The 25,913-nt window shown below is 39.1% G+C and carries 30 protein-coding genes and 1 pseudogene; 16 read left to right on the top strand and 15 right to left on the bottom strand.

Annotated elements, in window-relative coordinates; all coding sequences use genetic code 11:
- Positions 1-274 precede the first annotated feature (274 nt).
- Positions 275-1,621 carry a glucose-6-phosphate isomerase gene (locus BKO01S_RS15775; protein ID WP_066056121.1) on the bottom strand — a complete coding sequence of 449 codons (1,347 nt, stop codon included), beginning with the start codon at positions 1,619-1,621 and terminating at the stop codon, positions 275-277.
- Positions 1,622-1,833: 212 nt separating this feature from the next.
- Positions 1,834-2,997 (bottom strand): iron-containing alcohol dehydrogenase, encoded by a 1,164-nt coding sequence (locus BKO01S_RS15770; protein ID WP_066056117.1) that lies wholly within the window; start codon positions 2,995-2,997, stop codon positions 1,834-1,836.
- A 176-nt stretch (positions 2,998-3,173) separates the two neighbouring features.
- On the opposite strand from BKO01S_RS15770, the gene BKO01S_RS15765 reads away from it, so the two are divergent.
- Positions 3,174-3,407 carry a DUF378 domain-containing protein gene (locus tag BKO01S_RS15765; protein WP_066056113.1) on the top strand — a complete coding sequence of 78 codons (234 nt, stop codon included), beginning with the start codon at positions 3,174-3,176 and terminating at the stop codon, positions 3,405-3,407.
- A 53-nt stretch (positions 3,408-3,460) separates the two neighbouring features.
- On the opposite strand, the gene BKO01S_RS15760 is transcribed toward BKO01S_RS15765, so the two are convergent.
- Both BKO01S_RS15760 and yugI read right to left on the bottom strand, forming a co-directional pair.
- Positions 3,461-4,657 (bottom strand): ornithine--oxo-acid transaminase, encoded by a 1,197-nt coding sequence (locus BKO01S_RS15760; protein ID WP_066056109.1) that lies wholly within the window; start codon positions 4,655-4,657, stop codon positions 3,461-3,463.
- Between the two features lie 143 nt (positions 4,658-4,800).
- The gene (yugI, locus tag BKO01S_RS15755; protein WP_066056108.1) at positions 4,801-5,202 is read right to left on the bottom strand and encodes a S1 domain-containing post-transcriptional regulator GSP13; all 402 of its coding nucleotides are present in this window, start codon (positions 5,200-5,202) and stop codon (positions 4,801-4,803) included.
- A 154-nt stretch (positions 5,203-5,356) separates the two neighbouring features.
- Between yugI and BKO01S_RS15750 the strand changes: the two genes are divergently transcribed.
- The 3 genes and pseudogenes from BKO01S_RS15750 (at position 5,357) to BKO01S_RS15740 (ending at position 7,979) form a co-directional block, all read left to right on the top strand.
- The gene (locus BKO01S_RS15750; RefSeq protein ID WP_066056106.1) at positions 5,357-6,703 is read left to right on the top strand and encodes a sodium-dependent transporter; all 1,347 of its coding nucleotides are present in this window, start codon (positions 5,357-5,359) and stop codon (positions 6,701-6,703) included.
- A gap of 95 nt (positions 6,704-6,798) precedes the next feature.
- Positions 6,799-6,990: pseudogene (locus tag BKO01S_RS15745) on the top strand (helix-turn-helix domain-containing protein); the annotation flags it as partial.
- A gap of 131 nt (positions 6,991-7,121) precedes the next feature.
- Positions 7,122-7,979, top strand: coding sequence for a DegV family protein (locus BKO01S_RS15740; RefSeq protein ID WP_066056099.1), 858 nt, complete (start codon positions 7,122-7,124; stop codon positions 7,977-7,979).
- A gap of 232 nt (positions 7,980-8,211) precedes the next feature.
- Here BKO01S_RS15740 and BKO01S_RS15735 read toward each other — a convergent pair whose 3' ends face one another.
- Complete coding sequence (locus BKO01S_RS15735; RefSeq protein ID WP_066056096.1) at positions 8,212-9,375, bottom strand: aminotransferase; 1,164 nt, start codon at positions 9,373-9,375, stop codon at positions 8,212-8,214.
- Positions 9,375-9,878: an Lrp/AsnC family transcriptional regulator gene (locus BKO01S_RS15730; RefSeq protein ID WP_066056094.1), complete on the bottom strand. Its 504-nt coding sequence runs from the start codon at positions 9,876-9,878 to the stop codon at positions 9,375-9,377. Before BKO01S_RS15730 ends, BKO01S_RS15735 begins: the two co-directional genes overlap by 1 nt.
- 166 nt (positions 9,879-10,044) lie before the next feature.
- Here BKO01S_RS15730 and BKO01S_RS15725 point away from each other — a divergent pair, with 166 nt between their 5' ends.
- Positions 10,045-10,869, top strand: a complete 825-nt coding sequence (locus BKO01S_RS15725) for an alpha/beta fold hydrolase (protein WP_066056343.1) — start codon at positions 10,045-10,047, stop codon at positions 10,867-10,869.
- Positions 10,870-10,905: 36 nt separating this feature from the next.
- Here the strand turns inward: BKO01S_RS15725 and BKO01S_RS15720 are convergent, their stop codons facing one another.
- Positions 10,906-11,166 (bottom strand): DUF1871 family protein, encoded by a 261-nt coding sequence (locus BKO01S_RS15720; protein WP_066056091.1) that lies wholly within the window; start codon positions 11,164-11,166, stop codon positions 10,906-10,908.
- Positions 11,167-11,252: 86 nt separating this feature from the next.
- Between BKO01S_RS15720 and BKO01S_RS15715 the strand changes: the two genes are divergently transcribed.
- Entirely contained in the window at positions 11,253-12,419 is a 1,167-nt protein-coding gene (locus BKO01S_RS15715; RefSeq protein WP_066056086.1) for a MalY/PatB family protein, read from the top strand.
- 75 nt (positions 12,420-12,494) lie between these two features.
- On the opposite strand, the gene BKO01S_RS15710 is transcribed toward BKO01S_RS15715, so the two are convergent.
- The gene (locus BKO01S_RS15710; RefSeq protein WP_066056083.1) at positions 12,495-12,698 is read right to left on the bottom strand and encodes a hypothetical protein; all 204 of its coding nucleotides are present in this window, start codon (positions 12,696-12,698) and stop codon (positions 12,495-12,497) included.
- 75 nt (positions 12,699-12,773) lie between these two features.
- Complete coding sequence (locus BKO01S_RS15705) at positions 12,774-13,490, bottom strand: peptidylprolyl isomerase (protein WP_066056078.1); 717 nt, start codon at positions 13,488-13,490, stop codon at positions 12,774-12,776.
- Between the two features lie 95 nt (positions 13,491-13,585).
- Between BKO01S_RS15705 and kapB the strand changes: the two genes are divergently transcribed.
- Positions 13,586-13,963, top strand: a complete 378-nt coding sequence (gene kapB / locus BKO01S_RS15700; protein ID WP_066056075.1) for a kinase-associated lipoprotein KapB — start codon at positions 13,586-13,588, stop codon at positions 13,961-13,963.
- Positions 13,964-14,001: 38 nt separating this feature from the next.
- Here the strand turns inward: kapB and kapD are convergent, their stop codons facing one another.
- Positions 14,002-14,625 (bottom strand): 3'-5' exonuclease KapD, encoded by a 624-nt coding sequence (kapD, locus tag BKO01S_RS15695; protein WP_066056072.1) that lies wholly within the window; start codon positions 14,623-14,625, stop codon positions 14,002-14,004.
- A gap of 365 nt (positions 14,626-14,990) precedes the next feature.
- On the opposite strand from kapD, the gene BKO01S_RS15690 reads away from it, so the two are divergent.
- Positions 14,991-16,808, top strand: a complete 1,818-nt coding sequence (locus BKO01S_RS15690) for a transglycosylase domain-containing protein (protein WP_066056071.1) — start codon at positions 14,991-14,993, stop codon at positions 16,806-16,808.
- A 33-nt stretch (positions 16,809-16,841) separates the two neighbouring features.
- Here BKO01S_RS15690 and BKO01S_RS15685 read toward each other — a convergent pair whose 3' ends face one another.
- Both BKO01S_RS15685 and BKO01S_RS15680 read right to left on the bottom strand, forming a co-directional pair.
- Complete coding sequence (locus BKO01S_RS15685; RefSeq protein WP_066056068.1) at positions 16,842-17,399, bottom strand: DUF5366 family protein; 558 nt, start codon at positions 17,397-17,399, stop codon at positions 16,842-16,844.
- A gap of 64 nt (positions 17,400-17,463) precedes the next feature.
- Positions 17,464-17,679, bottom strand: coding sequence for a hypothetical protein (locus BKO01S_RS15680; protein WP_066056065.1), 216 nt, complete (start codon positions 17,677-17,679; stop codon positions 17,464-17,466).
- A gap of 297 nt (positions 17,680-17,976) precedes the next feature.
- On the opposite strand from BKO01S_RS15680, the gene BKO01S_RS15670 reads away from it, so the two are divergent.
- The 7 genes from BKO01S_RS15670 to mnhG are packed head-to-tail and all read left to right on the top strand — an operon-like array spanning position 17,977 to position 23,722.
- Complete coding sequence (locus tag BKO01S_RS15670; RefSeq protein ID WP_066056057.1) at positions 17,977-20,382, top strand: Na+/H+ antiporter subunit A; 2,406 nt, start codon at positions 17,977-17,979, stop codon at positions 20,380-20,382.
- On the top strand, positions 20,379-20,801 hold the full coding sequence (locus tag BKO01S_RS15665) for a Na(+)/H(+) antiporter subunit B (protein ID WP_066056056.1): 423 nt from the start codon (positions 20,379-20,381) through the stop codon (positions 20,799-20,801). Before BKO01S_RS15670 ends, BKO01S_RS15665 begins: the two co-directional genes overlap by 4 nt.
- Positions 20,801-21,142, top strand: coding sequence for a Na(+)/H(+) antiporter subunit C (locus BKO01S_RS15660; RefSeq protein ID WP_066056053.1), 342 nt, complete (start codon positions 20,801-20,803; stop codon positions 21,140-21,142). The genes BKO01S_RS15665 and BKO01S_RS15660 overlap by 1 nt, the downstream gene beginning before the upstream one ends.
- Positions 21,135-22,616 carry a Na+/H+ antiporter subunit D gene (locus BKO01S_RS15655; RefSeq protein WP_066056052.1) on the top strand — a complete coding sequence of 494 codons (1,482 nt, stop codon included), beginning with the start codon at positions 21,135-21,137 and terminating at the stop codon, positions 22,614-22,616. The genes BKO01S_RS15660 and BKO01S_RS15655 overlap by 8 nt, the downstream gene beginning before the upstream one ends.
- A 5-nt stretch (positions 22,617-22,621) precedes the next feature.
- Positions 22,622-23,098, top strand: a complete 477-nt coding sequence (locus tag BKO01S_RS15650; protein ID WP_066056047.1) for a Na+/H+ antiporter subunit E — start codon at positions 22,622-22,624, stop codon at positions 23,096-23,098.
- On the top strand, positions 23,098-23,382 hold the full coding sequence (locus BKO01S_RS15645) for a Na(+)/H(+) antiporter subunit F1 (protein WP_066056044.1): 285 nt from the start codon (positions 23,098-23,100) through the stop codon (positions 23,380-23,382). The genes BKO01S_RS15650 and BKO01S_RS15645 overlap by 1 nt, the downstream gene beginning before the upstream one ends.
- Positions 23,366-23,722 carry a monovalent cation/H(+) antiporter subunit G gene (mnhG, locus tag BKO01S_RS15640; protein ID WP_066056340.1) on the top strand — a complete coding sequence of 119 codons (357 nt, stop codon included), beginning with the start codon at positions 23,366-23,368 and terminating at the stop codon, positions 23,720-23,722. The genes BKO01S_RS15645 and mnhG overlap by 17 nt, the downstream gene beginning before the upstream one ends.
- 36 nt (positions 23,723-23,758) lie before the next feature.
- Here mnhG and BKO01S_RS15635 read toward each other — a convergent pair whose 3' ends face one another.
- Together BKO01S_RS15635 and BKO01S_RS15630 are read right to left on the bottom strand one after the other, a co-directional pair.
- Positions 23,759-24,139, bottom strand: coding sequence for a PaaI family thioesterase (locus BKO01S_RS15635; protein ID WP_066056039.1), 381 nt, complete (start codon positions 24,137-24,139; stop codon positions 23,759-23,761).
- Positions 24,136-24,750 carry a DedA family protein gene (locus tag BKO01S_RS15630; RefSeq protein WP_066056036.1) on the bottom strand — a complete coding sequence of 205 codons (615 nt, stop codon included), beginning with the start codon at positions 24,748-24,750 and terminating at the stop codon, positions 24,136-24,138. Before BKO01S_RS15630 ends, BKO01S_RS15635 begins: the two co-directional genes overlap by 4 nt.
- 178 nt (positions 24,751-24,928) lie before the next feature.
- Here BKO01S_RS15630 and BKO01S_RS15625 point away from each other — a divergent pair, with 178 nt between their 5' ends.
- Positions 24,929-25,366, top strand: a complete 438-nt coding sequence (locus tag BKO01S_RS15625) for a YuzC family spore coat inner layer protein (protein WP_066056033.1) — start codon at positions 24,929-24,931, stop codon at positions 25,364-25,366.
- Between the two features lie 84 nt (positions 25,367-25,450).
- Here the strand turns inward: BKO01S_RS15625 and BKO01S_RS15620 are convergent, their stop codons facing one another.
- Positions 25,451-25,657, bottom strand: coding sequence for a hypothetical protein (locus tag BKO01S_RS15620; protein ID WP_066056030.1), 207 nt, complete (start codon positions 25,655-25,657; stop codon positions 25,451-25,453).
- Between the last annotated feature and the right edge of the window lie 256 nt (positions 25,658-25,913).

Here is a 25,913-nt window from a genome sequence, read left to right as displayed (position 1 = left end):
CGATTACTTCCTATTCGTTACCGCCATCCTCGTGCACCACACTTTCGGAACGATTACTCGTTATTTATGACCTCCTGCTTCCTGTTCGGCTTTTTCGGGTACGATTACTCCCTATTCATTACCGCCAGCCTCGAACACCGCATTTTCAGGAACGATTACTCCCTATTCGTTACCATATCCTCATACACTACACTCTTCGGGAACGATTATGAGCCTGGAAGCAACCGTAAACAAAAAAAGTGTTAGTCATAAATGACTAACACTTTTTTTCAAATTATAAACGCTTCTCAAGCTCTGCTTTCTTCTCTTCGAATCCAGGCTTGCCTAATAATGCGAACATGTTTACTTTATATGCTTCTACACCTGGTTGGTCAAATGGATTAACACCAAGTAGGTAGCCGCTCATTGCACATGCTTTTTCAAAGAAGTATGCAAGATATCCGAATGTGTAAGCATCCATTGCTGGAATCGTTACAACTAGATTCGGAACTCCACCGTCTGTATGAGCAAGCAATGTACCTTCGAATGCTTTGTTGTTAACGAAGTCAACGGTTTCGCCAGCAAGGTAGTTTAATCCATCTAAATCACTTTCAGCTGCTTCAATTGTTAACTCATGACGTGGCTTTTCTACACGAACAACGGTTTCAAATAGATCGCGACGACCTTCTTGAACATATTGTCCTAAAGAGTGTAGGTCCGTTGAGAAGTTTGCAGATGAAGGGTAAATTCCTTTTTGGTCTTTTCCTTCACTTTCTCCAAACAACTGCTTCCACCATTCAGCAAAGTACTGTAAGCCTGGTTCGTAGTTGATAAGCATTTCAATTGTTTTTCCTTTGTTGTAAAGGACATTACGAACAGCTGCATATTGGTAAGCTAAGTTTTCTTCTAGTTCAGAGCTTCCGAAATCATCGCGTGCAGCAGCTGCACCTTTCATCATTGCTTCGATATCTGCACCACTAGCAGCAATCGGAAGTAAACCTACAGCTGTTAGAACAGAATAACGACCACCCACATCATCAGGAATAATGAATGATTCGTATCCTTCTTCAGTCGCTAGAGTTTTTAATGCTCCTCTTGCTTTGTCAGTTGTTGCATAAATACGCTTCTTCGCCTCTTCTACTCCGTACTTTTCTTCTAAAAGCTTACGGAAGATACGGAAAGCGATTGCTGGTTCTGTAGTTGTACCAGACTTTGAAATCACATTTAAGGAGAAGTCTTTGCCATCTAAAAGATCCATTACGTCTCTCATGTATGTAGAACTAATGTTGTTTCCGATGAAGATGATTTGTGGTGTGCCACGCTTCTCCTTTGGTAATGCATTGTAAAAGCTGTGTTGAAGCATTTCAACGGCAGCGCGAGCTCCTAAGTAAGAACCACCAATACCACAAACTAATAAAACATCAGAGTCTTGCTTAATTTTTTCTGCCGCTTTTTGAATGCGAGCAAATTCTTCTTTGTCGTAGTTAACTGGAAGGTCGATCCAACCTAAATAGTCACTTCCAGCGCCAGTTGCTTCATGTAATGAATGATGAGCAACTTTTACAAAATCACGTAAATAAGTAACCTCATGTTCCCCAAAAAAGCTAAGTGCTTTTGAGTAATCAAAACGAACGTGTGTCATGAATGATCCTCCAATGATTTGTTGTTTACTATATCACTTTAACGAAAGCTGGTTAAGGAATCAAGAACCGTCTACTTATGTAAGCGTACACATTTCAAACAAATTGGTTAATTGTTAAGAAATGCTCAAAAACCCACCTTCTTACCGTAGTATTTCCACCCTATAAAAAAAGAAACGTGTGCAATTACGAAAATCGCACACGCAAAACTTTTTTATAAAGAAGCACGGTAAATAGCCATGACGTCCTCTTTGTTTAACTTCGTAAAGTTTCCGAATTCGCCGTATACCATTGCTTTGTCAGCCATCACTTCAATTTGGCTATCGTCGATATCATAGTCTGCTAAGCGAGATGGAGCACCGATTGAGTTCCAGAACTCACGAAGCTTATCAATTCCTTCCATTCCAACTTCTTCATCCGTTTTCCCTTCAGGATTTACTCCGAAGACGCGAACAGCAAGCTTCTTAAAGCGCTCAGGCTTTACCTTCAAATTATGCTTCATCCAGTTCGGGAATAGAATCGCAAGTCCCCCACCATGAGGAATATCGTATACAGCGGAAACGGCATGCTCAATATTATGTGTTGCCCAGTCTCCACGGTATCCCATAGAAAGCATACCATTTAGTGCCATCGTTCCAGAGTAAAGAACGGTCGCACGGTGCTCATAGTTTTCTAGGTTTTCTAGTAACTTTGGTCCCGCCTCCATTACGGTGAGCAATAACCCCTCACACATACGGTCCTGAAGTTCTGTGTTCTCGGCTAAATGGAAGTAATGCTCTAACACATGGGACATCATGTCAACAATTCCATAAACTGTTTGATCTCTTGGAACCGTATATGTATTTACTGGATCAAGAATAGAAAATTGTGGGAAAGTGACTGCACTGCCCCATCCGTATTTTTCATTTGTTTCCCAGTTTGTAATAACCGACCCAGAATTCATTTCTGATCCTGTCGCTGCTAAAGTTAACACTGTTCCAAACGGAAGCGCTTCCTTTGCAACGGCTTTACGTGTCATTAGATCCCAAGTCTCTCCTTCGTACTTAGCACCTGCAGCAATTGCCTTTGTACAGTCGATAACACTTCCGCCACCTACAGCTAAAAGGAAATCAATGCCTTCAGCTCTGCAAATTTCAACTCCCTTTTTAACGGTAGACAGACGCGGATTCGGTTCGACACCTGCTAGTTCAAATACCTCAACATCTACTTCTTTTAATAATGACAAGACCTGATCGTATAGGCCATTTCGTTTAATACTTCCGCCTCCATATACAAGTAAAACTTTCTTGCCGTATTGAGGGACTTCTGTTTTCAGTTGTTCTACAGTACCTTTACCAAAAATTAATTTCGTCGGATTAAAAAATGTAAAATTATCCATGCTTCATCCTCCTATTCAACCTTTATTATGTTCCAAAATGGTAGCAAATGCAAAAATATAGACTCTAAATTCTTATTACGAAAATGCATAAAAAAATCATAACAATCACACGATAAGAATGTGTAATTTTATATAGCATGACTATATAAATAAACCATCCCAAGGAGGAAATATGCATGAGTACAATTCAACGTATTGCACTAGTACTTACAATTATCGGGGCTATTAACTGGGGGCTAATTGGCTTCTTCCAATTTGACCTTGTAGCAGCTATCTTTGGTGGACAAGATTCTGCTCTATCTAGAATTATCTACGGTTTAGTAGGGATTGCCGGGTTATTAAATCTAGGACTACTATTTAAACCAAATGAACAAACAGCGAGAGAACCTGAAGCTAGACCAACCAGATAATCTGAAGCACCTAATAAAAAATCCTTGCACTAAAAAAGTGCAAGGATTTTTTATTAAGCGCTCAATACCTTTTTAATACGTTCAATCGCCCAGTCAAGGTCTTCGTTACTAATCACTAATGGCGGAGCAAAACGGATGACTGTTTCGTGCGTCTCTTTACATAAAAGCCCTTCTGCCTTTAGCTGCTCACAGTATGTTCGAGCAGGGACCGTAAGTTCTACCCCAATAAACAGCCCACGACCGCGCACTTCCTTTATGATTGGATTTTTGATTTCTTGCAGCTTGGACAGAAAATAGCTTCCAAGCTCCTGGGAGCGTTCAGCTAACTTTTCTTCCTTCAGTACATTTAAAGAAGCGATAGAAACGGCACATGCTATCGGGTTACCTCCGAATGTTGATCCATGTGACCCCGGATTAAAGACACCCAGCACTTCTTTATTTGCAACCACACAAGAAATCGGGAAAACTCCCCCACCTAATGCTTTTCCTAAAATATACATATCTGGTTCAATGCCTTCCCATTCACAGGCGAACATTTTCCCCGTACGAGCGAGTCCTGCTTGAATTTCATCAGCAATAAATAAGACATTGCTTTCTTTACAAAGGTCAAAAGCAGCACGCATAAACCCTTCTGGTGGAATTACGATACCTGCTTCACCTTGTATAGGTTCAATCAAGAAGGCTGCTGTATTGGGAGTAATGGCCGCCCGTAATGCTTCAATATCACCATAAGGAATCAGCTTAATTCCTGGTAGCATCGGTCCAAATCCACGTTTGTACTCTTCCTCAGATGAAAGAGAAACCGCTGTCATTGTACGACCATGAAAGTTTCCTAAGCAAGCAATAATTTCTGCTTGATTATCTTCTACACCTTTCACATCATACGCCCACCTACGTGCAGCCTTAACAGCAGTTTCCACAGCCTCTGCACCTGTATTCATTGGCAATGCCATTTCTTTATTTGTCATTTCACAAATCATCTCATACCACGGTCCAAGCTGGTCATTATGAAAAGCACGTGACGTAAGTGTGACACGATCTGCTTGCTCTTTTAATGCTTCAATAATTTTTGGATGACGATGACCTTGGTTTACTGCTGAATAAGCGCTAAGCATATCCATATATTTGTTTCCTTCAGGATCCTCAACCCAAACCCCTTCTGCTTTAGAAATAACAATTGGAAGAGGATGATAGTTATTAGCCCCAAACTTTTCCGTTTGCTCAATGACTTCTTTGGTTTTTCTTGTCATGTTGTTCCCTCCAATCTCTCTCATTCATGCGTGGTGAAGAACTACCTTTCCTTAGTGTATCTTAAACGAATAACTTTTGTCCTTTCTCGAGAAAAAAACATAAAAAAAAGTGGGAGAAATCCTCCCACACTTTGCTCACATTATTATCTTTGTGATTGCTCGATCCACTCTTGAAGCTTATCTTTTAGCGTGTTAAAGCCTTGTGGCGCTTCTGTATCTTGCTTGATAGCAGCTGCTGCTGTACGCTTTCTAGGCTTCTTAGCTGCTGCTGCCTTTGGTGCAGCAACTGGTGCTTCTGGTGCTTCTACAGTTGCACGGATAGAAAGGCCGATTTTTCCAGCATTCTCATCAATAGAAAGAACCTTTACTTGAACTTCATCGCCTACTTTAAGATGCTCGTTAATATCTTTAACAAAACCGTGTGTGATTTCTGAAATATGAACTAACCCTTGAGTATTTTCATCAAGTGCAACGAACGCACCGTATGCTTGAATTCCCGTAACCTTACCTGTAACAACACTACCAACTTCAATTTTCTCTGACATAGAAACACTCCTAAATGTAATTTATTTATCTTTTTTATACGCAATATAAAATTATATCACAATGTCACATCTTATTCAAAAAAATTTACTACACAATTGTCCGAAAATATAGTATTATGGGAAAATATCTTTTATAGAAGGTGGAAAACACGTAATGAAAACACAAGAGCAATGGACATCAAAGATTGGCTTTATACTTGCAGCAGCTGGCTCGGCAATTGGATTAGGTGCCATTTGGAAATTCCCATATATGGCTGGAACAAATGGGGGAGGACTCTTTTTCCTTCTTTTTTTATTGTTAACTTTATTTATCGGTGCACCGATCCTTATCGCTGAATTTATTATTGGTAGAAATACACAAAAGGATGCAATCACCTCGTATAAAATTCTTGCTCCAAACTCAGGCTGGAAAATCGTGGGTTATTTAGGTGTACTTGTTTCAGGACTTATTTTATCTTTTTATAGTGTCGTAGGAGGATGGATCCTCTCTTATTTAACCCGCAGTGTCACTGGCAGTTTAACTGGACTCTCTCAGGATCAGTACGGATCTCTATTTGAAACGATTATTGCTAATCCAGTTGAAGCAATCGTTGCACAAGCGATCTTTATGGTTTTAACAATTATAGTGATCCAAGGTGGAGTTCAACAGGGAATTGAGAAAGCTAGTAAGTATATGATGCCGGCCTTATTTATTCTCTTTATCATACTAGCGATTCGGTCCCTCACTCTAGATGGGGCCTCAAAAGGTGTAGAGTTTCTTCTTAAACCGAATTGGAGCAGCTTAACCCCTGACACCATTTTGCTAGCACTTGGACAATCCTTTTTTGCTTTAAGTGTAGGTATATCTATCATGGTTACGTATGCTTCGTATCTTTCGAAAAAGGAAAACATTACAAAATCAGCTTTTTCAGTTGTGGGTCTAAATATTTTTATATCCCTTCTCGCTGGAATTGTTATTTTCCCAGCTGTTTTTGCGCTCGGATTTGAGCCTGGGGCAGGACCTGGTTTAGTGTTTGTCGTACTCCCTGCCGTGTTTAACGAAATGGCATTTGGAGGATTATTTTTAACCATTTTCCTTGTTCTACTTTTATTTGCTACATTAACCTCAGCTTTCTCCATTTTAGAAATAGTTGTAGCGGCTATTGTTAAAGAGAGAACCGAACAGCGAAAGCAATTAGCTTGGAAAACAGGGTTTGTTATTTTTCTTGTCGGAATTCCTAGTGCCTTATCTTTCGGGGTTTGGTCCGATGTTCTCATTTTCGGTAAAACCATCTTTGATTTCGCTGATTTTATTGCAAGTAATATTGGTATGCCGTTAGGAGCATTATTAATATCTATCTTTGTTGGATATCGACTTCCATACAAGCTACTAAAAAGTGAGTTAGAACTTGGAACCTTTGGCAATATGAACAAGTTTTTTGCCGTGTGGTATTTCACTATAAGGTTTATTGTTCCGATAGCAATTATCTTAGTGTTTTTACGTTCGGTCGGCATTCTGTAACTGTAACGAAACGTTCACGATTGGGATAAATTACCCTATCCTAATCGTGATAAGATAAATAATAAGTACAATCTTTTTCGAAAGGAAGATGAGACATGACTGTTATTGGTCACAACATTAAACGCTTTCGGGAAGAATTAGAAATGTCACAGCAGGAGCTAGCTTTTAAGATCCGTGTTGGCACTGCTACGATTGACAAATATGAGTCAGGCGTCCAAACTCCTGATACACAAACCATTTTAAAAATATCTACGGTACTTGATATTCCTGTCTCTGAATTGATGCAAGAAGAAAGCCATATTTAATGGAATAGCTAAAGCGAGGGATTTTTTCCTCGCTATTCGTTTGTTTCAATCGCTTTATTTGGGGATAATATTTCATTATCATAGTGCTTATATAACATCTTATGGAGGTCATTATGGCGAAGAAAATTGCTTGGGTAACCGATTCAACTGCTAGCTTCTCTGAAAAAGATCAAGCTTGGTTACAAGACAATCATATATACGTTGTCCCTCTTTCGTTTACATTTGGAGATGCAACGTTCAAAGAAGGGGTAGACATAAGCTCTGAGGAATTTTATGAGATGATGCGTCACTCAAGTGTTCCACCTACTAGCTCACAGCCTGCCCTAGGAGACTTTATTGATCTTTATACCCAATTAAAAGAAAGCTACGATGAAGCAATTATGATCCATGTTTCTAGTGAACTTTCAGGAACGTATTCAACATCGACACAAGCGGCTGAGATTGTTGGTTTCCCTGTACATCCCGTTGATTCTTGGATCGGTTCTTATCCGTTAAAGTTTTTAATAGAAGAAGGCATCACCTTATATAACAAAGGATTCAAGCCCGCAGAAATCGTGAAGGAGCTCCTTTCGTTAAGAGAAAAATGCCGTTTGATATTAATTCCTGCAAACCTAGATCAATTGAGAAAAAGTGGACGAGTCTCCAACTTCGGCTCCATTTTAGGAAATCTGCTACAAATTAAACCCATCCTAGCTTTTAAGGAAGGAAAAATAAATATCGTTGAAAAGATTCGCACGATGAGAAAAGCGGAGCAAGCGTTAATTGACCGATTACACGAAGCATACAAGCAAGGGATATACGATCGAATCGGAATTATGCATGCAGGTGAAAAGGAAATCGTTGATGGTTTTCTAGAAAAAATCGTAGCTGAGTATGAAACGTTAAAGATTGAAGTGCTTCCATTAATTCCTGTTGCTGGTGTTCATACAGGTGTAGGAACCATCGCTTTGTCATACATTATGAAGGATTAGATAAGAAAAGCGGAAGCGCCCGTCTAGCAACGTATGGACTAGAGAGCTTCGACTGAGATAAAGGAAACACGGAGAGCGCAAGCGATTCGATGTTGACTTATCGTAGGGAGAAGATCGAAGTACACTAGTTGCTGGGCGCTAAAGCTGGACAATTTTCAATGCGCCAATTTTTATACTTTCTTACTCTGTAAAAAAGGACAACAGCTTAGTAGGCCGTTATCCTTTTTTGATTTTATTTTTCAACAAACCGTTTGATTCGTTTCATTGCTTCTTGCAAATGTTCCATGGAAGAAGCGTACGAGCAGCGAATATGTCCTTCCCCACTACTACCAAACACATTACCTGGTACAACTGCCACTTTTTCTTCAATTAATAACTGCTCAGCAAACTGCTCCGATGATAAGCCTGTGCTTACAATCGATGGAAATGCGTAGAACGCACCACCTGGAATATGACAGGATAGACCGATTTCATTTAGTGACTGTACAAAGTAGTTTCTTCTTCTACGATAGCTTTTTTTCATATCTTCTACGTCTTCTCTGCCGCCTTTTAATGCTTCAAGTGCCGCGTATTGAGCCATCGTTGGTGCACACATCATTGCATACTGATGAATTTTTAGCATGGCTGCTGTTAGTTCTTCGTTCGCACATACAAAACCAAGTCGCCAGCCTGTCATCGCAAAGCCTTTCGAGAAACCGTTAATAAGAAGTGTTCTTTGTCTCATCCCTTCAATCGCAGCAAAGCTAACATATGGTTCATCGTAAGCAAGCTCTGCGTAGATTTCGTCAGATAAAACGAGAAGATCATGTTTTTCAATGAATGCGGCAAGCTCCGTTAATTCCTTTTGACCTAGCATCGTACCCGTTGGATTATTAGGGGAACAAAGCATAATGGCCTTCGTTCGGTCAGTGATCGCCTTTTCTAACTGATGTGTTTGAATTTTAAAATCGTACTCCTCTGTTGCCTGGACAGCAACTGGCTTACCACCCGCTAGTGAAACGAGCGGTGCATAGGAAACGAAGCTAGGCTCGATAACAATCACTTCATCGCCTGGATCTAGGATCGCACGGAGTGCAATATCTAACGCTTGGCTCGCTCCAACGGTAATAATGATCTCGCTTTTCGGATTGTAATCTACATGAAATCTCTTTTTCATATACGATGACACTTCGTTACGAAGCTCCAATAAACCAGCATTTGCTGTATATGAGGTATACCCTTGTTCAAGGGAAAGAATCGCTGCTTCTCTTGCTGACCAAGACGTGACAAAATCCGGCTCACCCACCCCTAGAGAAATAACCCCTTCCATACCTGCAGCGAGATCAAAAAACTTACGAATACCAGATGGCTTTAGGTCTTCTACCGTTTTTGCCAGATAAGATTTTGTCTGTTTCATTAAGGTGACACCACAATTCTCTTATCATCGTCTGCTAACGGTTCGAATATCGTCCCATCATGCTTATATTTCTTTAAAATAAAATGCGTGGTTGTAGATAATACCGAATCAAGAGTGGACAGCTTATTGGAAACAAATCTTGCTACTTCATTCATCGATTTACCCTCAATAATTACGCTTAGATCATAAGCACCTGACATGAGGTAAACGGATTTTACTTCCTTAAATCGATAGATACGCTCAGCTACCTCATCGAAGCCCACCCCGCGCTTTGGTGTTACCTTAACATCAATCATAGCCGTCACACCTTCATGACCGTCAATTTTAGACCAATCCACGACTGTAGTGTAATGAACAAGAACCTTCTCTTTTTCAAGCTTCTTAATAAGCTCCTCTGTTTCTTGTAAGCTTAGACCGATCATTTTTGCTACATCGTCAGCTGAAATTCGAGCATCCTTTTCAAGAATTTCTACAACTTCGAGTTCTTTATCCGAAAGTTTCATGCGTTAACATCCTTTTCTGCTTTATCGCTTAAAATAGTTACATTATAACAAAAATGCAAGAAAAATAATTAAATTTTCAAATTTATCATCATATTTTTTATGATTGATTTTATCAGGTGATGGGTATTCTATGAAAAACAAAATACTGGTAAAGGGTGAATACGATATGGATGACGCTTGTATTACCGGTACTATCAATATTAACGGAAACGACCTGTATTATGAACAGTACAAGCATCCTGAAGCAAAAGAGACACTATTGCTCATTCATGGTTTTCTCTCATCAACCTTTAGCTTCCGAAGGCTCATTCCTCTTCTTCGTGAGGAGTTTAACGTCATCGCCATTGATTTTCCACCATTCGGAAGAAGTGGTAAGTCAAAGAAGTTTATCTATTCGTATGAAAATATATCGCACTCGGTTATTTCCTTTATGGAGCATCTCCATATAAAAAAGATTTCCATTATCGGTCACTCAATGGGAGGACAAATCGCGTTAAAGATTTCACAACTGAGACCCGATCTCGTAAAACGTTCTGTTTTATTATGTAGCTCTGGATATTTAAAACGAATGAAGCTTCCTCTTGTATTGTCTAGTTATCTTCCTTTTTTTCACCTGTATGTAAAAAGGCATTTAGCGAAATCAGGAGTCAAAAAAAACCTACTTAATGTCGTTTATAATCATTCCATGATCGATGATGATATGTTGAACGGATATTTAGTCCCTTTTTTAAAAGGAGATATTTTTCCCGCATTAACTCGAATGATTCGACATAGGGAAGACGAGTTAGACGAGTCTGATTTAAAAAAAATTGAGACCCCTTGTCTCCTCATTTGGGGCGAGCATGACAGAGTCGTCCCGCTGAGGGTTGGAAAGAGATTGAAGCAGGACTTAAGGAATTCCGAGCTAATTGTATTAAAGGAGACGGGACATCTCGTGCCGGAAGAACGACCGGAAATCGTTCATAAATATATTAAGGAGTTTCTAGGATAAATAAAAGCTTCAAGGGAGTTTCCGCTTGAAGCTTTTTTACAGCGAACAGGTGCTTTCGTTTTTAATGGCCAACAATTCTTCCGCCATGGCAGTGCATTTCGATAAAGGAATCACTTCTTCAAAAGAAAACTCATAGATACTTTGGATTTTTCGAGCTAACTCGTTTGGAGATGACAATACATGTACCGCTTGAATTGTATCGGCAATTTCCGTCTCATAGCTGTCTTCCCCGTATCCAAGTGGATCCCAATCCATTAGACGTTGTACCAAGCTTATGTTCATTTCAAGAAATTCCATTTATATCACCTTTTATTTTATCTTTTTGTTCACATATCTTATCATATTACATAGATCAAATAAAATGGAAAAAGGTGAGGTGCTTTATGACTACATATGATTTTGATAAAGTGATTGACCGAAATAATACTGGATCAGTTAAATGGGGACTCCTCCACGATGTGTTTGGAAGCAGCGATCTTCACCCGATGTGGGTAGCTGACATGGATTTTCCACCACCTGCTGAAGTAACGAATGCGATTCGAAATCGATTAAATCATGAGATATTCGGCTATACATTTGTCCCACCTTCTGTTGGAAAAGCGATACAAGCCTGGGTGAAAAAAAGACACAGCTGGGATATTCGTCAAGCATGGATATCCTACAGCTCGGGGGTCGTGCCATCCATCAGCACAGCCGTTCAAGCATTTACTTCTGTTGGAGACAAAGTCATGCTTCAATCTCCGGTGTATACTCCGTTTTTTTCTATGGTGGAAAAAAATGAGCGTGTAGTCGTAAATTCTCCTTTAAAAAATGTAAATAATCGTTATGAAATTGATTTTGATGATTTTGAAGCTAAGCTTAAAGAAGGGGTAAAGCTGTTTTTACTATGTAATCCACACAATCCAAGTGGGAGAATATGGGGGAAAGAAGAACTGATTCAAATTGGAAGGCTTTGTAAACAATATAATTGCTTGATTTTATCAGATGAAATTCATTCCGATCTAGTGTTTGAAGAAAACAAACATGTCCCAATTGCGAGTTTAGAGGATTTTGCTGATTTCGTTGTCACTTGTATTGCTCCTTCTAAAACCTTTAATTTGGCTGGTCTTCAAGCATCTGCAGTTATTACTAGCAATAAAAAGCTTCAAGAGCTATTTCAAGCTGAACAACAAAAGCAAGGGTTTCACACGTTAAATACATTTGGTATCGTTGGGATAGAGGCAGCATATCTTCACGGTGAAACCTGGTTAAACGAAGCTCTGGCTTATATGGCAGAAAATATTCGCTACGTACAGCAGTTCCTAGATTCTGAACTTCCACAAATAAAGATGATGGATCCGGAAGGTACCTACTTAATCTGGATGGATTGTCGTGAGCTTGGACTCTCAGATGATGAGATAAAGAAATCACTAATCGAAAAAGGAAAAATAGGACTCGAGCCTGGACCAAAATACGGAGCTGGCGGAGAAGGGTTTGTTCGAATGAATATAGCGTGTTCAAAAGAACATGTGGTAGAAGGCTTGCAACGCTTGAAAGCAGCTTTTGCATAATAGTCAGACGGAAGAGTAGGACTCTTCCGTTTTTGATTAAAATAAAAAAACGTACACTTTTCGAAAAAGTGTACGTTATCCTTTGTTTTGTTGCTCACTCATAATTTGATTCTCTAGCTCTTTTGCTTTTGCCTCTTCTTTTCTTGAAACCTTAACGATAAATCGCATCGTAAAAATACAGAGAATTAAGAAGATGGTAAAAGAAATAGCAGCAGGAATATATTCTGACTTATCTTCAGGAAAATAAAGAAACAATGATAATATAAACGAATGGATCATGACGATCTTCCTTTCTGCCAACGAGCAGTCATTCATGCCTATTATATCAAGGTTCTACCGATCGTCCAAGTACGATTACTTCAGTACAGTAATCTTCTTGATGATCACATCTTCTTCCGGCTTATCACCTTCACCTACTGGAGTGGTAGCAATTTTATCCACTACGTCCATGCCTTCAATCACTTGACCAAACACGGTATGAGCTTGATCCAGCCATGGAGTACCTCCATCTTCATACTGCTTAATGACCTTTTCGTTGTAACCAGCTTGTTTCATTTGGTCCACCGCACGTGGATCTAATGTTTTATTTTGAACGATAAAAAACTGGCTTCCATTAGTACCAGGACCAGAGTTAGCCATTGATAAGGCACCTCTGAAATTATAAAGCTGTTCCGAGAACTCATCTTCAAATGGCTTGCCATAAATGCTTTCTCCACCCATGCCGGTTCCATCCGGGTCTCCCCCTTGAATCATAAAGTCATTTATTACACGGTGGAAAATGACTCCTTCGTAATATCCCTCTTCACTATGAGTAATAAAGTTCTCTACTGCCTTAGGAGCTTGTTCTGGAAACAGCTTGATTTTAATATTTCCCATTGATGTTTCCATTTCAACTAGTCTTTCCTTTTCACCAACCTCTGTGGTTGCCTGTGGAAGAACAATATTTTCTTGGTTAGCGGTTTCATTATTACTTGCATTTCCGTTTGAGTTTTCAGTACCTTCTTCATTGCTTGTCCCACATCCGGTGACAAGTAAAACAACAAACAATAAACATCCTAGGAATTTCTTCATGTAATCACCCTCCAAAATACTTTGTTTTTCATTATGCTTACGTCATAATTATTATCATATACAGTTCTAGCCCAATTTGAAAGGAGAAACAAAAAATGTCCGACATTCAAATCGGTGACAAGGTCACAGCTATTTATAAAACCGGGAAGTATATAGGTGAAGTAACAAATATCCGACCAGAAACCATTCTTGTCCGGGTTCTTGCTGTTGTTACTCACCCGACACAAGGAGATTTACATAGTCACAAGGATGCAGATGTCCCTCTTTTTCATGAAAGACGAGCTCTTGCCTACCGAGAACAAGCCAATATCCCTGCAAAAATGGTGAAGCACTACACAGAGGAAATTCCTGATTATAAAGAGTCGCTACAACATTCCATTCAAAAATTGAGAGATCAGCTCGCTAACGATGATTCCCTCTGGGCTAAAAAGTGCCTTGAAAATATGGCAACTCTTGAAAGAGAATACTTTTAACACACAAAAGCCAAATCCGATATAAGGGATTTGGCTTATTATGCAAACTTATTAAGTACTTGGGAAAAATCAATTCGGTCACCAATTGTAGTTGGCGTATGACCTTGAAGATACTTTTTATCCTTCTCAACTAAACGAAAAATATTGAATGTGGTTAATGCATCGTCCAGTGCCCGGTGGTGCTTGCCTGTCCCTTCTTTGCCATACTCTTGCACCGCTTTCCATAAGCCTGTTTGATTTTGGTCTCCGAAAAATCGCTTGTACTCCATGGATAAATCGAGTTCTTCCCCTTTTAAAGGAAAGGATAGACCAGCTTGTTCGCAATTATTACGAAGAACTCTCATATCCATATTGCCCCACGTAACAATTGTCAGGTCTAATGAAGGAGAACATAACATCTCAAACTTTTTCACAAGGTCCGCAAAGCTAATGCCCGCATTGACCTGTTGCTGTGAAATTTTCAAGAATGATTTACAGCGATCCGATAGCATTGGGAAACGATTAGGAGTGACATACGAAGAAAATTTCTCGCAGATTTGATCATTTACAACCGACACAATGCCAGCCTCAATGATTTCTGGGTAAAAACCTTTAAACCGTTCAGATCTCTCAGGCATCGTAAACTCAAAATCAATAAATAAATACTGATGCTCCTTCCTCATCTTACGTACCCTCTTTCCTCCTTCGACTCTCACTACCATTATATGAAATAACCATTCCAAAGAATGAACATGAATGTTTCTTTATTATATCATGTTTTTTAATAATTTTTTCACTTTTCTGTTTAATTCATTTAAATAAAGTGTGAAAAGGAATATCTGCTTCAAAATATGTAAAAATCTCCATAAAATGATAATTAGTAAACCGAAGAAATACAACTTTATCTCGGGGTGGTATAATATCTCAACTGTCTTTTTTATCACTAGTGCTTTATTCCTTGCTGCTTTTGTCTTATTATGGTGGAGTGTAAAAAAACAGAAGCACATAAACTTCATCATAATATTTAATAAAAAAGGAAGTGACTGACATGAAAGTAGCGACCGGTTATTTTTTTATTATCCTGCTTCTCCCCGTCTTCTTCCTGCTTGCCTATTTTTCTAGCAATGAGGTAAGATCTTTTGATACTTTCGATCATGTGATAGAAAACAAGATACAACTAGAAAGAACTAATCTATCACAAACAAGCTTAATCAAAGATCGTAACGGGGAAACCGTTTTAGAATGGTACAGCAATGTGAATCGTATCGTTCTATCAACTGAGGACATTCCGGAGCTATTACGTGAAGTGTTTGTTCTATCAGAGGATCAGCACTTTTATGAGCATATTGGTTTTGACTTAGCTGCTATGGGTCGTGCACTTACGATCAATATTCAGTCTAACGGGATCGAACAAGGTGCAAGTACGATTACACAGCAGTTAGCAAGAAATCTTTATTTAACTCACGAGCAATCTTACAACCGAAAGCTTAGTGAAATTCTATACGCCTACAAATTAGAACAAACTTACTCCAAGAAGGAAATCATAGATTTATATATTAATTCTATTTATTTTCAAAATGGAGCTTACGGAATTGAAGCCGCAGCTAAGCACTATTTTAATCGCGGAACACGAGAACTCACAAAAGCAGAGCTGCTTTTTCTAGCTGCTGTTCCTAATAATCCTACTTATTATGACCCACTAACACATTTTGAGAGAACAAAAGCACGTCAAGAGCGTCTCATTGATTTATTAGTTGAAAAGGACACTCTCACCGCTTCAGAAGCAATGGAAATAAAAAATATGCCCATTACTCTATCGGTACATGAACGAATTGACCAGGCACCTGATTATATAAACTATGTGCAGAGTGAACTATCCGCTTTAATTGCTCTTTCAGAAGGGTTAACGGATGAGGAGCAGATTGACACTCGGGTCAAAGAAGTCATAGCATCAGGGGTTAGCATTGAAACATCATTAGATCAAAGTCTCCAAAATCGTGCAAAAACAGCGGTCAGCGATAATCTCCCATTTATTGACGTGGAAGGATCTGCGGCCGTCATTGACCATACCAATGCACAGATTCTCGCACTTGTCGGCGGGAAAAACTATCAAAAGGGCGAGTTCAATCGAGCGTTCCAGGCGTATCGACAGCCAGGGTCATCAATTAAACCTTTACTTGTTTACGCTCCATATATAGAGCAGACACACTCCTCCTTATCTAAGACAGTAAATGCAGGAGAACTTTGTATTGGTACCTATTGTCCAGAAAACTATGGCGGAAAAACATATGGAAATGTAACGCTTGAACGTGCATTTGCCCATTCATACAATACACCTGCTGTAAGACTATTAAACGAAATAGGTGTAGAAACGGGCTTTCAATATCTTTCGGCTTTTCCTTTTAAAAAGGTAGTTCCAAAGGACCATGTGTTAGCGTCTGCCGTCGGTGGCTTTACGTATGGAATGTCCCCTTTAGAGCTAACGGGTGCTTACACCTCCTTTTATGACGGAGGGTACCAACAACCTCGTGCCATCCGTAAGGTAACTGACTTACAAGGAAATGTTCTTTACGAGTGGAAGAATGAGGAAAAACAAGTCTGGTCTGAGGTAACCGTTAGTAGCATGCGCAGTCTGCTATCCGAAACGATCCTCTCAGGAACCGCTCGAAAAGCCAAATTATCTCAAGCAACGTATCAAGGTGGCAAAACAGGAACTACGAATCAGTTCCATGACTATTGGTTTGTAGGGTTAACGGATACGCTCACAGTTGGAGTTTGGGTGGGGAGAGATATGCCATCTAGTATTGAAACGATTGAGCAATATTCTCCGCACCTTTATATATGGAAGGCGATTATGGCTAATTAACAAAACCCCGGATGTTTTCACATCCGGGGTTCTTTAAACTGGTAAACTAGCAACGATGCTATTGTATACTTTTAATGCAATAAATAGGACACCTAACACGAGCGTGGACCAGGTAAGTACTTGGAAGAAAATAAGGCCGATAATACCAGATAGTGATAGTTTTGAGCTTACTTTATAGACAAAAAAGACAAAGTAACTAATCGTTGTAATCAAAAATACGGAAGCTAATATGGTTACATGGGCAGATCCTAAAAGAGACAATATAGAGCCCGTAAAGTAAATAATCGCTCCCGCACGAACATTCTTTAAACTTTCTCCATTAAAGTCCTTCGAAAAAAAGAGGAGGGAAAGTTCATTAATGGTATCAGCAATTAGCTTTAGAGCTGCAAAAACCATAAAAAAGGCAACAAGTAATAAAATAAGAAGGGCTAGCTTAATTCCACTTCTAGAAAAAAACTCTAGCATTCCTACATATATACCGGTTGCATTTAAAAATTTAAATAGATGCACCTCTACAAGCATGGCAAAGGACAAGCTGAATAAAAGAATAGAAACTAAAGGAAAGTAACTTGTTACGTACGTATTTTTCATTGGATTCTCCACATCTTTTTTATCTTTCATTATTATGAAAGAAAGGAGAACAGATTACAAGTCCTTATGGTCTCTCAATTCTTACATACTCCCTTGCCTTAAACATGCGATATCTCTTTTTTTGAATCCCCTCTGCACTTGGGTCAGCCGTTAAAATTTCGACCACTTCCCCCTCCTCATCAGCATTATAGAATTCTCGCTTATCTTTTTGATCTAATGTCCACGCTAAAGATAATAAGAGGAGAAAAATGGACAATGATGCTAGTATTTTCTTTTTCATCCTCACACCTCACTTTAAAATTATTTTGAGGATAAAAGCCTTATTTTATTCAAAAAAATAAAAAAAAAAATTTAACAGTTTCTTCTGCGTTTCTACCTATTTATTAGTTTTGTTACGAAAAAGGATTGTTCTACGCTTGGGGCATGCAAGGTCTGATTTTTTACGTTATACTTTTTTATATGGTTATTTGGGTCAGAATTGAGAAAAGCATGTTTGGAGAAAAATTTGGAAATAGTAATAGGCAGTATTACTTCTAAAAAACAGTTGTCATTTTTATAAAAAAGAGGGGGTTTTGTTTTGTCTTTGCTACACTTGGCCATTGTTTCACCTCTATTGCTTGCGGTCATCATACCTATTTTTTCTAAAAGCATTAGACAAATACATACAGGGTGGTTTGTACTACCTTTACCAGTTGTATTATTTAGTTATTTTCTTTCATTTATAAGTACCACTTCACACCAAGGTACGGTTTATGAGAGCTTTGAGTGGATTCCTTCTCTTGGCATTAATTTCGCCGCAAAAATAGATGGACTCGGATTACTCTTTGCGTTGCTTATCTCAGGAATTGGCTCTTTAGTTGTTCTATACTCCATTTATTACTTAGAGAAGGATAAGGAGCAGCTAGGAAGCTTTTATGTGTATCTTCTCATGTTCATGGGAGCGATGTTCGGGGTGGTGTTGTCCGATAATTTAATCGTTATGTACGGATTTTGGGAACTCACTAGTATTTCATCATTCCTACTAATCGGCTATTGGTATCACCGGGAAAAGTCGAGATATGGTGCTCAAAAATCAATGTTGATTACTGTTTTTGGTGGACTGGCAATGCTTGGTGGAATCATCCTGCTATACATCATGACAGGATCGTTTAGCATTTCAGAAATAATTACACAATCAGACCGTGTATTAGAGCACACTTTACTGATCCCTGCATTAATCTGCTTCTTACTTGGTGCCTTTACGAAATCAGCTCAGTTTCCCTTCCATATTTGGCTCCCTGATGCGATGGAAGCACCAACACCCGTTAGTGCCTATCTCCATTCGGCAACCATGGTTAAGGCGGGGATTTATCTAGTAGCTAGAATGAGTCCGGTATTCGCTGAATCACCTGTTTGGCTATGGCTTGTCGGAGGGTTCGGGATCGTCACATTATTCTGGGGATCCTTTTCAGCTGTAAAACAGACTGATTTAAAAAGTATTCTTGCCTTCTCTACTGTTAGCCAACTAGGATTAATTATGTCTCTTTTAGGTGTTGGTGCTGCAGCCCTACACTATGATGGAATCGACGATAATGTTTTTACTGTTGCAACGACAGCGGCTGTTTTTCATTTAATTAATCATGCTACCTTCAAAGGAAGCTTGTTCATGGTGGTAGGAATTGTTGACCATGAAACCGGTACACGTGATATTCGGAAGCTTGGCGGATTGATGCATTTGATGCCAATCACCTTTACGCTTGCGATTATCGGTGCGTTTTCTATGGCTGGCTTGCCACCATTTAACGGATTTTTAAGTAAGGAAATGTTCTTTACCGGCATGGTAAAGATTTTACAAATGGACCTTTTCTCACTAAGCACTTGGGGATTATTATTTCCTGTTCTAGCTTGGATCGCCAGTGTATTTACATTCATATACAGCATGAAGCTTGTGTTTAGAACATTTACAGGTAAATACAAACCGGAAGGATTAAAGAAGAAGCCACATGAGGCACCGCTTGGAATGCTCATTTCACCAGTTGTCCTTGGCTCTTTAGTTATAATTTTTGGATTATTTCCGAATATTCTTTCCCATAATTTAATTTCACCGGCTATGGCTTCTATCTTACCGAGCCTGCTTTCTCCAGGAGATATGTTTGACGTTCATATTTACTTCTGGCACGGACCAACCCCAGAATTATTTATGACCATTGGAGTCGTAATACTAGGAATTTTATTGTATTTGACGTTACCAAAATGGGAAAGAGCCTATCATTTACTGCCTGAAAAACTAACCTTAAACAAGGTGTACGACAAAGGTCTTGAATCGATCCAAACTGGTTCGTTTAAGCTGACACGATTTTATATGAATGGCTATATCCGGACGTACTTAGTGTATATTTTCGCATTTTTCATTTTGATTTTAGGCTATACCCTTTATAAGAAAGATGCGTTTGTAATCGATACAGCCCATGTATCAAGCATCGGCTTTTATGAGCTGGTTCTTTCCGTGCTCATAGTGGTTTCGACTATTACTATTCTTTTTGCAAAATCTAGACTCACATCCATCATCCTGCTTGGTGCGGTGGGTTATACGGTTGCCCTTTTCTTTGTGGTTTTCCGTGCACCGGATTTAGCACTTACTCAGCTAGTCATTGAAACCGTGTCAGTTGCATTGTTTCTACTTTGTTTCTATCATTTACCGAAACTTAAAAAGGAAGAATCAAAAATTCCTTTTAAGCTAACAAATGCTCTTATTTCTATAGGAGTGGGTGCGATTGTCACAGCCATTGCACTTTCTGCGAATAGCACAAAACTCTTTGAATCAATCTCACAATTTTACGTAGACAATACGTACATTCGTGCCGCTGGAAAGAATATGGTTAACGTCATTCTTGTTGACTTCCGTGGCTTTGATACGCTTTTTGAAATTTGTGTACTTGCAATTGCCGCACTAGGAATTTTTGCAATGATTAAATTACGTCTTACAAGGGGGAAAGAAGGATGAGAACGAATGACCTCATTCTACAAACCGTAACAAAAGTGATTTTGTTCATCATCCTCCTCTTCTCTATTCATCTTTTCTTTGCTGGACATTATTATCCAGGTGGAGGTTTCATTGGAGGCTTGATGACGGCAGGAGCGCTTGTTCTCTTGCTGCTAGCGTTTGACATGAAAACGGTAGCTAATATTTTACCGGTTAATTACCGTATTATGACAGCGATTGGGCTCCTTTTTTCTATTGGTACAGGAGCTGGATCCTTATTATTCAATGTTCCATTTTTAACTCATGCATTTACTGATGTTTACTTGCCTCTGCTTGGCAAAACATCGTTGCATACTGCAGTGTTGTTTGATATCGGTGTGTATCTTGTTGTTATCGGTGTCACAATGACCATTATTCAAACAATAGGGGAGGACGAATAATGGAAATCGTTATGGCGTTTGTTGTTGGGATTATTTTTATGGCAGCCACCTATTTAATGCTTTCTAAAAGTTTACTTCGAATTATTATTGGAACGGGACTTTTAAGTCATGGAACCCATTTATTGGTTTTAACTATGGGAGGTCTGAAAAATGGAGCTGCTCCCTTACTTGGAGAACACGCTCCAAGCTACAATGATCCATTGCCACAGGCTTTGATTTTAACGGCTATCGTTATCGCCTTTGGCGTTACTTCCTTTTTTCTTGTGTTAGCTTACCGTGCATACCAGGAGCTAGGAACGGATAACATGGATCGCTTGAGAGGGACGAAGATAAATGAATAATTTGCTTTTATTACCTATACTGATTCCGCTTTTTACAGCGGTTATATTAATCTTTTTAAACCGCTTTACGATAGCTTCAAGGTGGGTTTCCGCTCTATCATTTTTATCCACAGTATTTGTGTCATTTCTACTTTTTCAGAAAGTGCAAGCTGATGGAATACAAACGTTAAACCTTGGAAGTTGGGAAGCTCCATTTGGGATTACATTAGTATCTGATATGCTTTCCTCCCTTCTTGTTTTGACAACGAGTGTCATTGCTTTTGCTTGTTGTCTATACTCCTTCCGAGCGATTGGAGAGGAAAGAGAGAAGTTTTACTATTATCCTATTTTGCAATTTCTCATTGTCGGTATTAATGGGGCGTTTACAACAGGAGATATTTTCAATCTATTCGTTTTCTTTGAAGTCATGCTTATGAGCTCTTATGTCTTATTGGTCCTAGGAGGAACAAAAGCTCAGCTTCGCGAATCGGTGAAATATATATTAGTCAATATTATCTCTTCTTCCCTGTTTGTTATTACCGTCGCTTACCTATATTCAGTGGTAGGAACGCTAAACATGGCACATATCTCATCTAGAATTGCAGAAGTAGGACAGCCTGGAATATTAACCGTAATTGCCGTGTTATTTTTAATCGTTTTCGGTTTAAAAGGTGCGATTTTCCCACTTTACTTCTGGTTGCCAGGTTCATACTACGCTCCTCCTGCTCCTGTATTGGCTTTGTTTGGGGCACTATTAACGAAGGTTGGGGTCTATTCGATCATGAGGACGTATACGCTCTTTTTCCCTCATGATCCTGGTTACACGCATGAATTATTAGGTGCTCTTGCTGTTATTACAATCGTTGTCGGGATTATTGGGGCATTGGCATACTGGGATGTTAAAAAAATCATTATTTATAACATTATCGTTGCTGTTGGTGTCATCTTATTTGGAGTATCGGTAAATACAACTGAATCTTTGACCGGTGCGATATTTTACCTAATCCATGACATGCTCATTAAAGCTGCGTTATTCCTACTGGTTGGAATTGTTATAGCGATTACAGGCACAACCAATTTAAAGAAGATCAGTGGATTAATTAAGAACTACCCCCTACTAGGCTGGATGTTCCTTCTTTCTGCCCTAGCTCTAGCTGGAATTCCGCCACTGAGTGGCTTTGTTGGTAAGCTGTTAATTATCAAGAGCGGCTTTGGTGCTGAGGCATACTGGGGTGCAGGAATTGTTTTAATGTCGAGTCTTCTAGTCCTTTTCTCAGTTATGAAAATCTTTATTAATGGCTTTTGGGGCATTCATCGCACATACGAAGAGGAAGAAAAAGCTCCTGTAAGCTGGTTGCTTATCTCTCCCGCTATTTTAGTGATTATTTCTGTATTGTATGGAGTTGGTGCGGAGTTAGTATACCCGTATATTTTAGAGGCTGCGGAAACACTTACTAATCCATCCACCTACATCAATGCCGTCATGAAGGAGTGATAACAATGGCATTTCAAATTTTATTAAACGTATTCTTAGCTCTTGTTTGGATGTTTTTAAAGGTATCTAATGAACCAATCGATTTCTTTGTTGGTTACTTTTTCGGGTTAATGCTCGTCTTTGCCTTTCGACGATTCTTCCCTTCACGGTTCTACTTATTAAGAGTGTTAGCCGTGATTAATTTAATTGCCATCTTTATTAAAGAGCTTCTCTTATCTAATATTGCAGTTTTAAAGGTAATTATTAAACCAAAGTTGGATATTCACCCAGGCATTTTTGCTCTTCCTACTGAACTAAAAAAGGACTGGGAAATCACTTTGTTATCTAACTTAATCACCCTTACACCTGGGACATTAGTTGTTGATATATCAGACGATAATACGATCCTTTATATCCATGCTATGGACGCCTCAGATGCTGAAGCAGCCATCTCTAGCATCAAAAATACATTTGAAAAAGCAATCTTGGAGGTGAGCAGGTAATGTTAGAATGGGTTATAACCATTTCTCTAGTATGTATTACCTTATCCATGCTTGCGATGGTGTATCGAGTCATCAAAGGACCTACTACACCTGACCGTGTGGTTGCTCTTGATGCACTTGGAATTTGTTTGGTTGCCATTATCGCGCTCGTTTCCATCATTTTAGAATCGAATGCTTTCCTAGAAGTTATTTTATTAATAGGGATACTAGCTTTTATCGGAACCATTGCTTTCTCCAAGTATTTAGAAAAGGGGGTCATCCTTGAACGTGATCGAAATAGTTAAGGTTATCATTGGAATATGTATCGCACTTGGAGCACTCCTAACAGTAGTTACAGCAGTAGGGCTTATTCGATTACCTGATGTATATACGCGTACACATGCGGCATCTAAAGCCGCTACCTTAGGAGTTATGTTTGTTTTAGCTGGTACCTTTCTTTACTTTTATCTATTAGAAGGCCATATGAATTCTCGACTGATTCTGGCAATAGTCTTTATTTTTATGACCTCACCAGTAGCTGGGCATCTTATTTGCAGGGCTGCCTATAATACAAATGTTAAGCTTTGGGAAAACAGTGTACAGGACGATTTAGCTGCTGTGAAAAAAGAACGTGCTCAGCAATAAGAAAAATCCATGTGTGACTTTCACACATGGATTTTTTTATCTTCTCTCGATGACAGCAATCGTACAACGTGAGACACTAATAAGCTGATCTTGTTCATCTGTTATTTTGATATCCCATACCATCGTTGTCCGACCTTGGTGTAGTACAGATCCAGTAGCGGTCACGATACCGTCTTTTTTTCCTCTAATATGATTGGCATTGATCTCTAGCCCAACGACAACTTCCTTTTCCTTATTTACTAATTCGTACGCTCCAATCGAAGCAACCGTTTCTGCAAGTGCCACAGATGCACCACCATGAAGAAGACCAAACGGTTGACGGGTACGGTCATCTACTGGCATCGTAGCTACGACTCTCCCCTTTTCAACTTGCTTAAATTCAATGCCTAACGTTTGAATTAATGAGTTTCCCTTCATAAGCTTGAAGACCCCCTAAGCTTTTTTCCTTTTTTTCGATTGACTAGTTTTATTAAAAGAAACGAACAGACAAAAAACATACTTCCCATAAGTAAAAGTTCTGTTTCATACTGGACAAAGATCTCTTTTTGATCTCCAAACCAATATCCAATCGTAAACACAATGCTCAGCCAAATAAAAGCCCCACTATAGGCAAAAATCGCAAAAACTTTATAGGATAGCTTGCTTAGTCCATAGATGAATGGAACAAAGTTTCGTAATCCTGGGATAAAGTAACTAAACAGTAGGGAAAAGGCATGATATTTCTCAATGGATTGGAAGGACCGGTCAATCGTTCGAGCCATCCGTTTGCTCTTTTGAAAGAATGGAAGGAGTCTAACACCTATGTACTTTCCTGCGAGGTAGCTTGTGGTCAGTGCAGCAACTATTCCTAGATATGTAGATAGAAAGATGAGTATTGGATTTAAGGTACCTAAGGAGGCCGCTAATCCAACCGTCATGGCGATCAGCTCATTAGGTACTGGCATACCTACCACTCCGAACCAAAGCCAAAGAAACAGCCCTATGTATCCATTTTCCTCTATAACATCAAGGATTAAATCTAATTCCATTCTTTCACCTCCCCAAACCCACTTTATCAACATAAGTAGCTAAGTAAATTCATTATAGCAAAATATAGAAGAAACTATGTGATTTTAACATTTTTGTAATGTTATCATTAGACATTCTCTCGGACGCATATATTGTGTTGGAAATATACCGGATTATCTAAAAAAGGATGTGACATTATTGAATCATTATGATCCTAGGTGCTTTCCATACTATTCTGTGCCCGTTCAAGCTTATCCTCACTATTCACCCTATTACACCACAGGCACTCGTCAGACACCTTTTTATTATCACTATTATCAACCAATCTACGGCCAGAGACCTTTTCAAGAAGTAAACCCACAGTTATTTATGACTTCAGCTAAATATATGCAATCACTCATGAAAGATGCAAGTGTGCTACTTGAAAGAATGGCCGATTCTAAGGAGTTTGCTAAACAACTCATGACCAACGCGCAAGAATCGAAACAAAAGCTCGTCGAGGATCAAATTAAACAGACGGGGATTGGAAATATACCAGTTGTTAGTTATACACCTGATGGGTTAAAGCTAGTCTTCAGCAAAGATTTAGATTCCATTAATTGCTGTAATCTAACCCTTACAGTTAGGTGGATGTAAGGGTTAATGCATAGTAAAAAGGTTGAAATCCGCCAAAGTGATTTCAACCTTTTTTATTGTCACTTTTGTAGCATAACATTTCAATTAATAGTAGAACGGACCGCCAAATCCGCCGTAACCGCCATATCCATACCCATAAACTGGTGGATAATATGGGTAAACTGGTCTTGGGCGATAAAATGCGCCACCTAGTAATCCTCCAGCAAAACCACCTAATAACCCTGCTGCAAATGGTGCGCCAAAGAAGAATCTATCCCCACGATGATGTGGTCCTACGTAATGATGTTGCATTCTTTTACCTCCTTTTCGTATCTGTACTTCCCTACACTACTACATATGCAACAAACACCTATTTGGAATAGGCTAACGTCCCACAATTTAAAAGATTACTAACAAATGAGGGGCTGTGGGGGGATGAGTTCTTAGAGTTTGATCGTTACTTGGTGGAGAGGGACGATGTCTGTGGAATGAAGACTTTTTTGGCATGGATTATTGCTTCCTTTGATCTGCGTCAGGTGGATGAAGATCGTTTCCTGATAGTTCTTTT

Source organism: Robertmurraya korlensis NBRC 107688 (assembly GCF_001591645.1).
In the GTDB taxonomy this organism is placed as follows: Bacteria; Bacillota; Bacilli; order Bacillales; family Cytobacillaceae; genus Robertmurraya_A.
The sequence above is the reverse complement of the archived record's forward strand: the minus strand, read 5'-3'. Positions and strand labels throughout refer to the sequence as shown.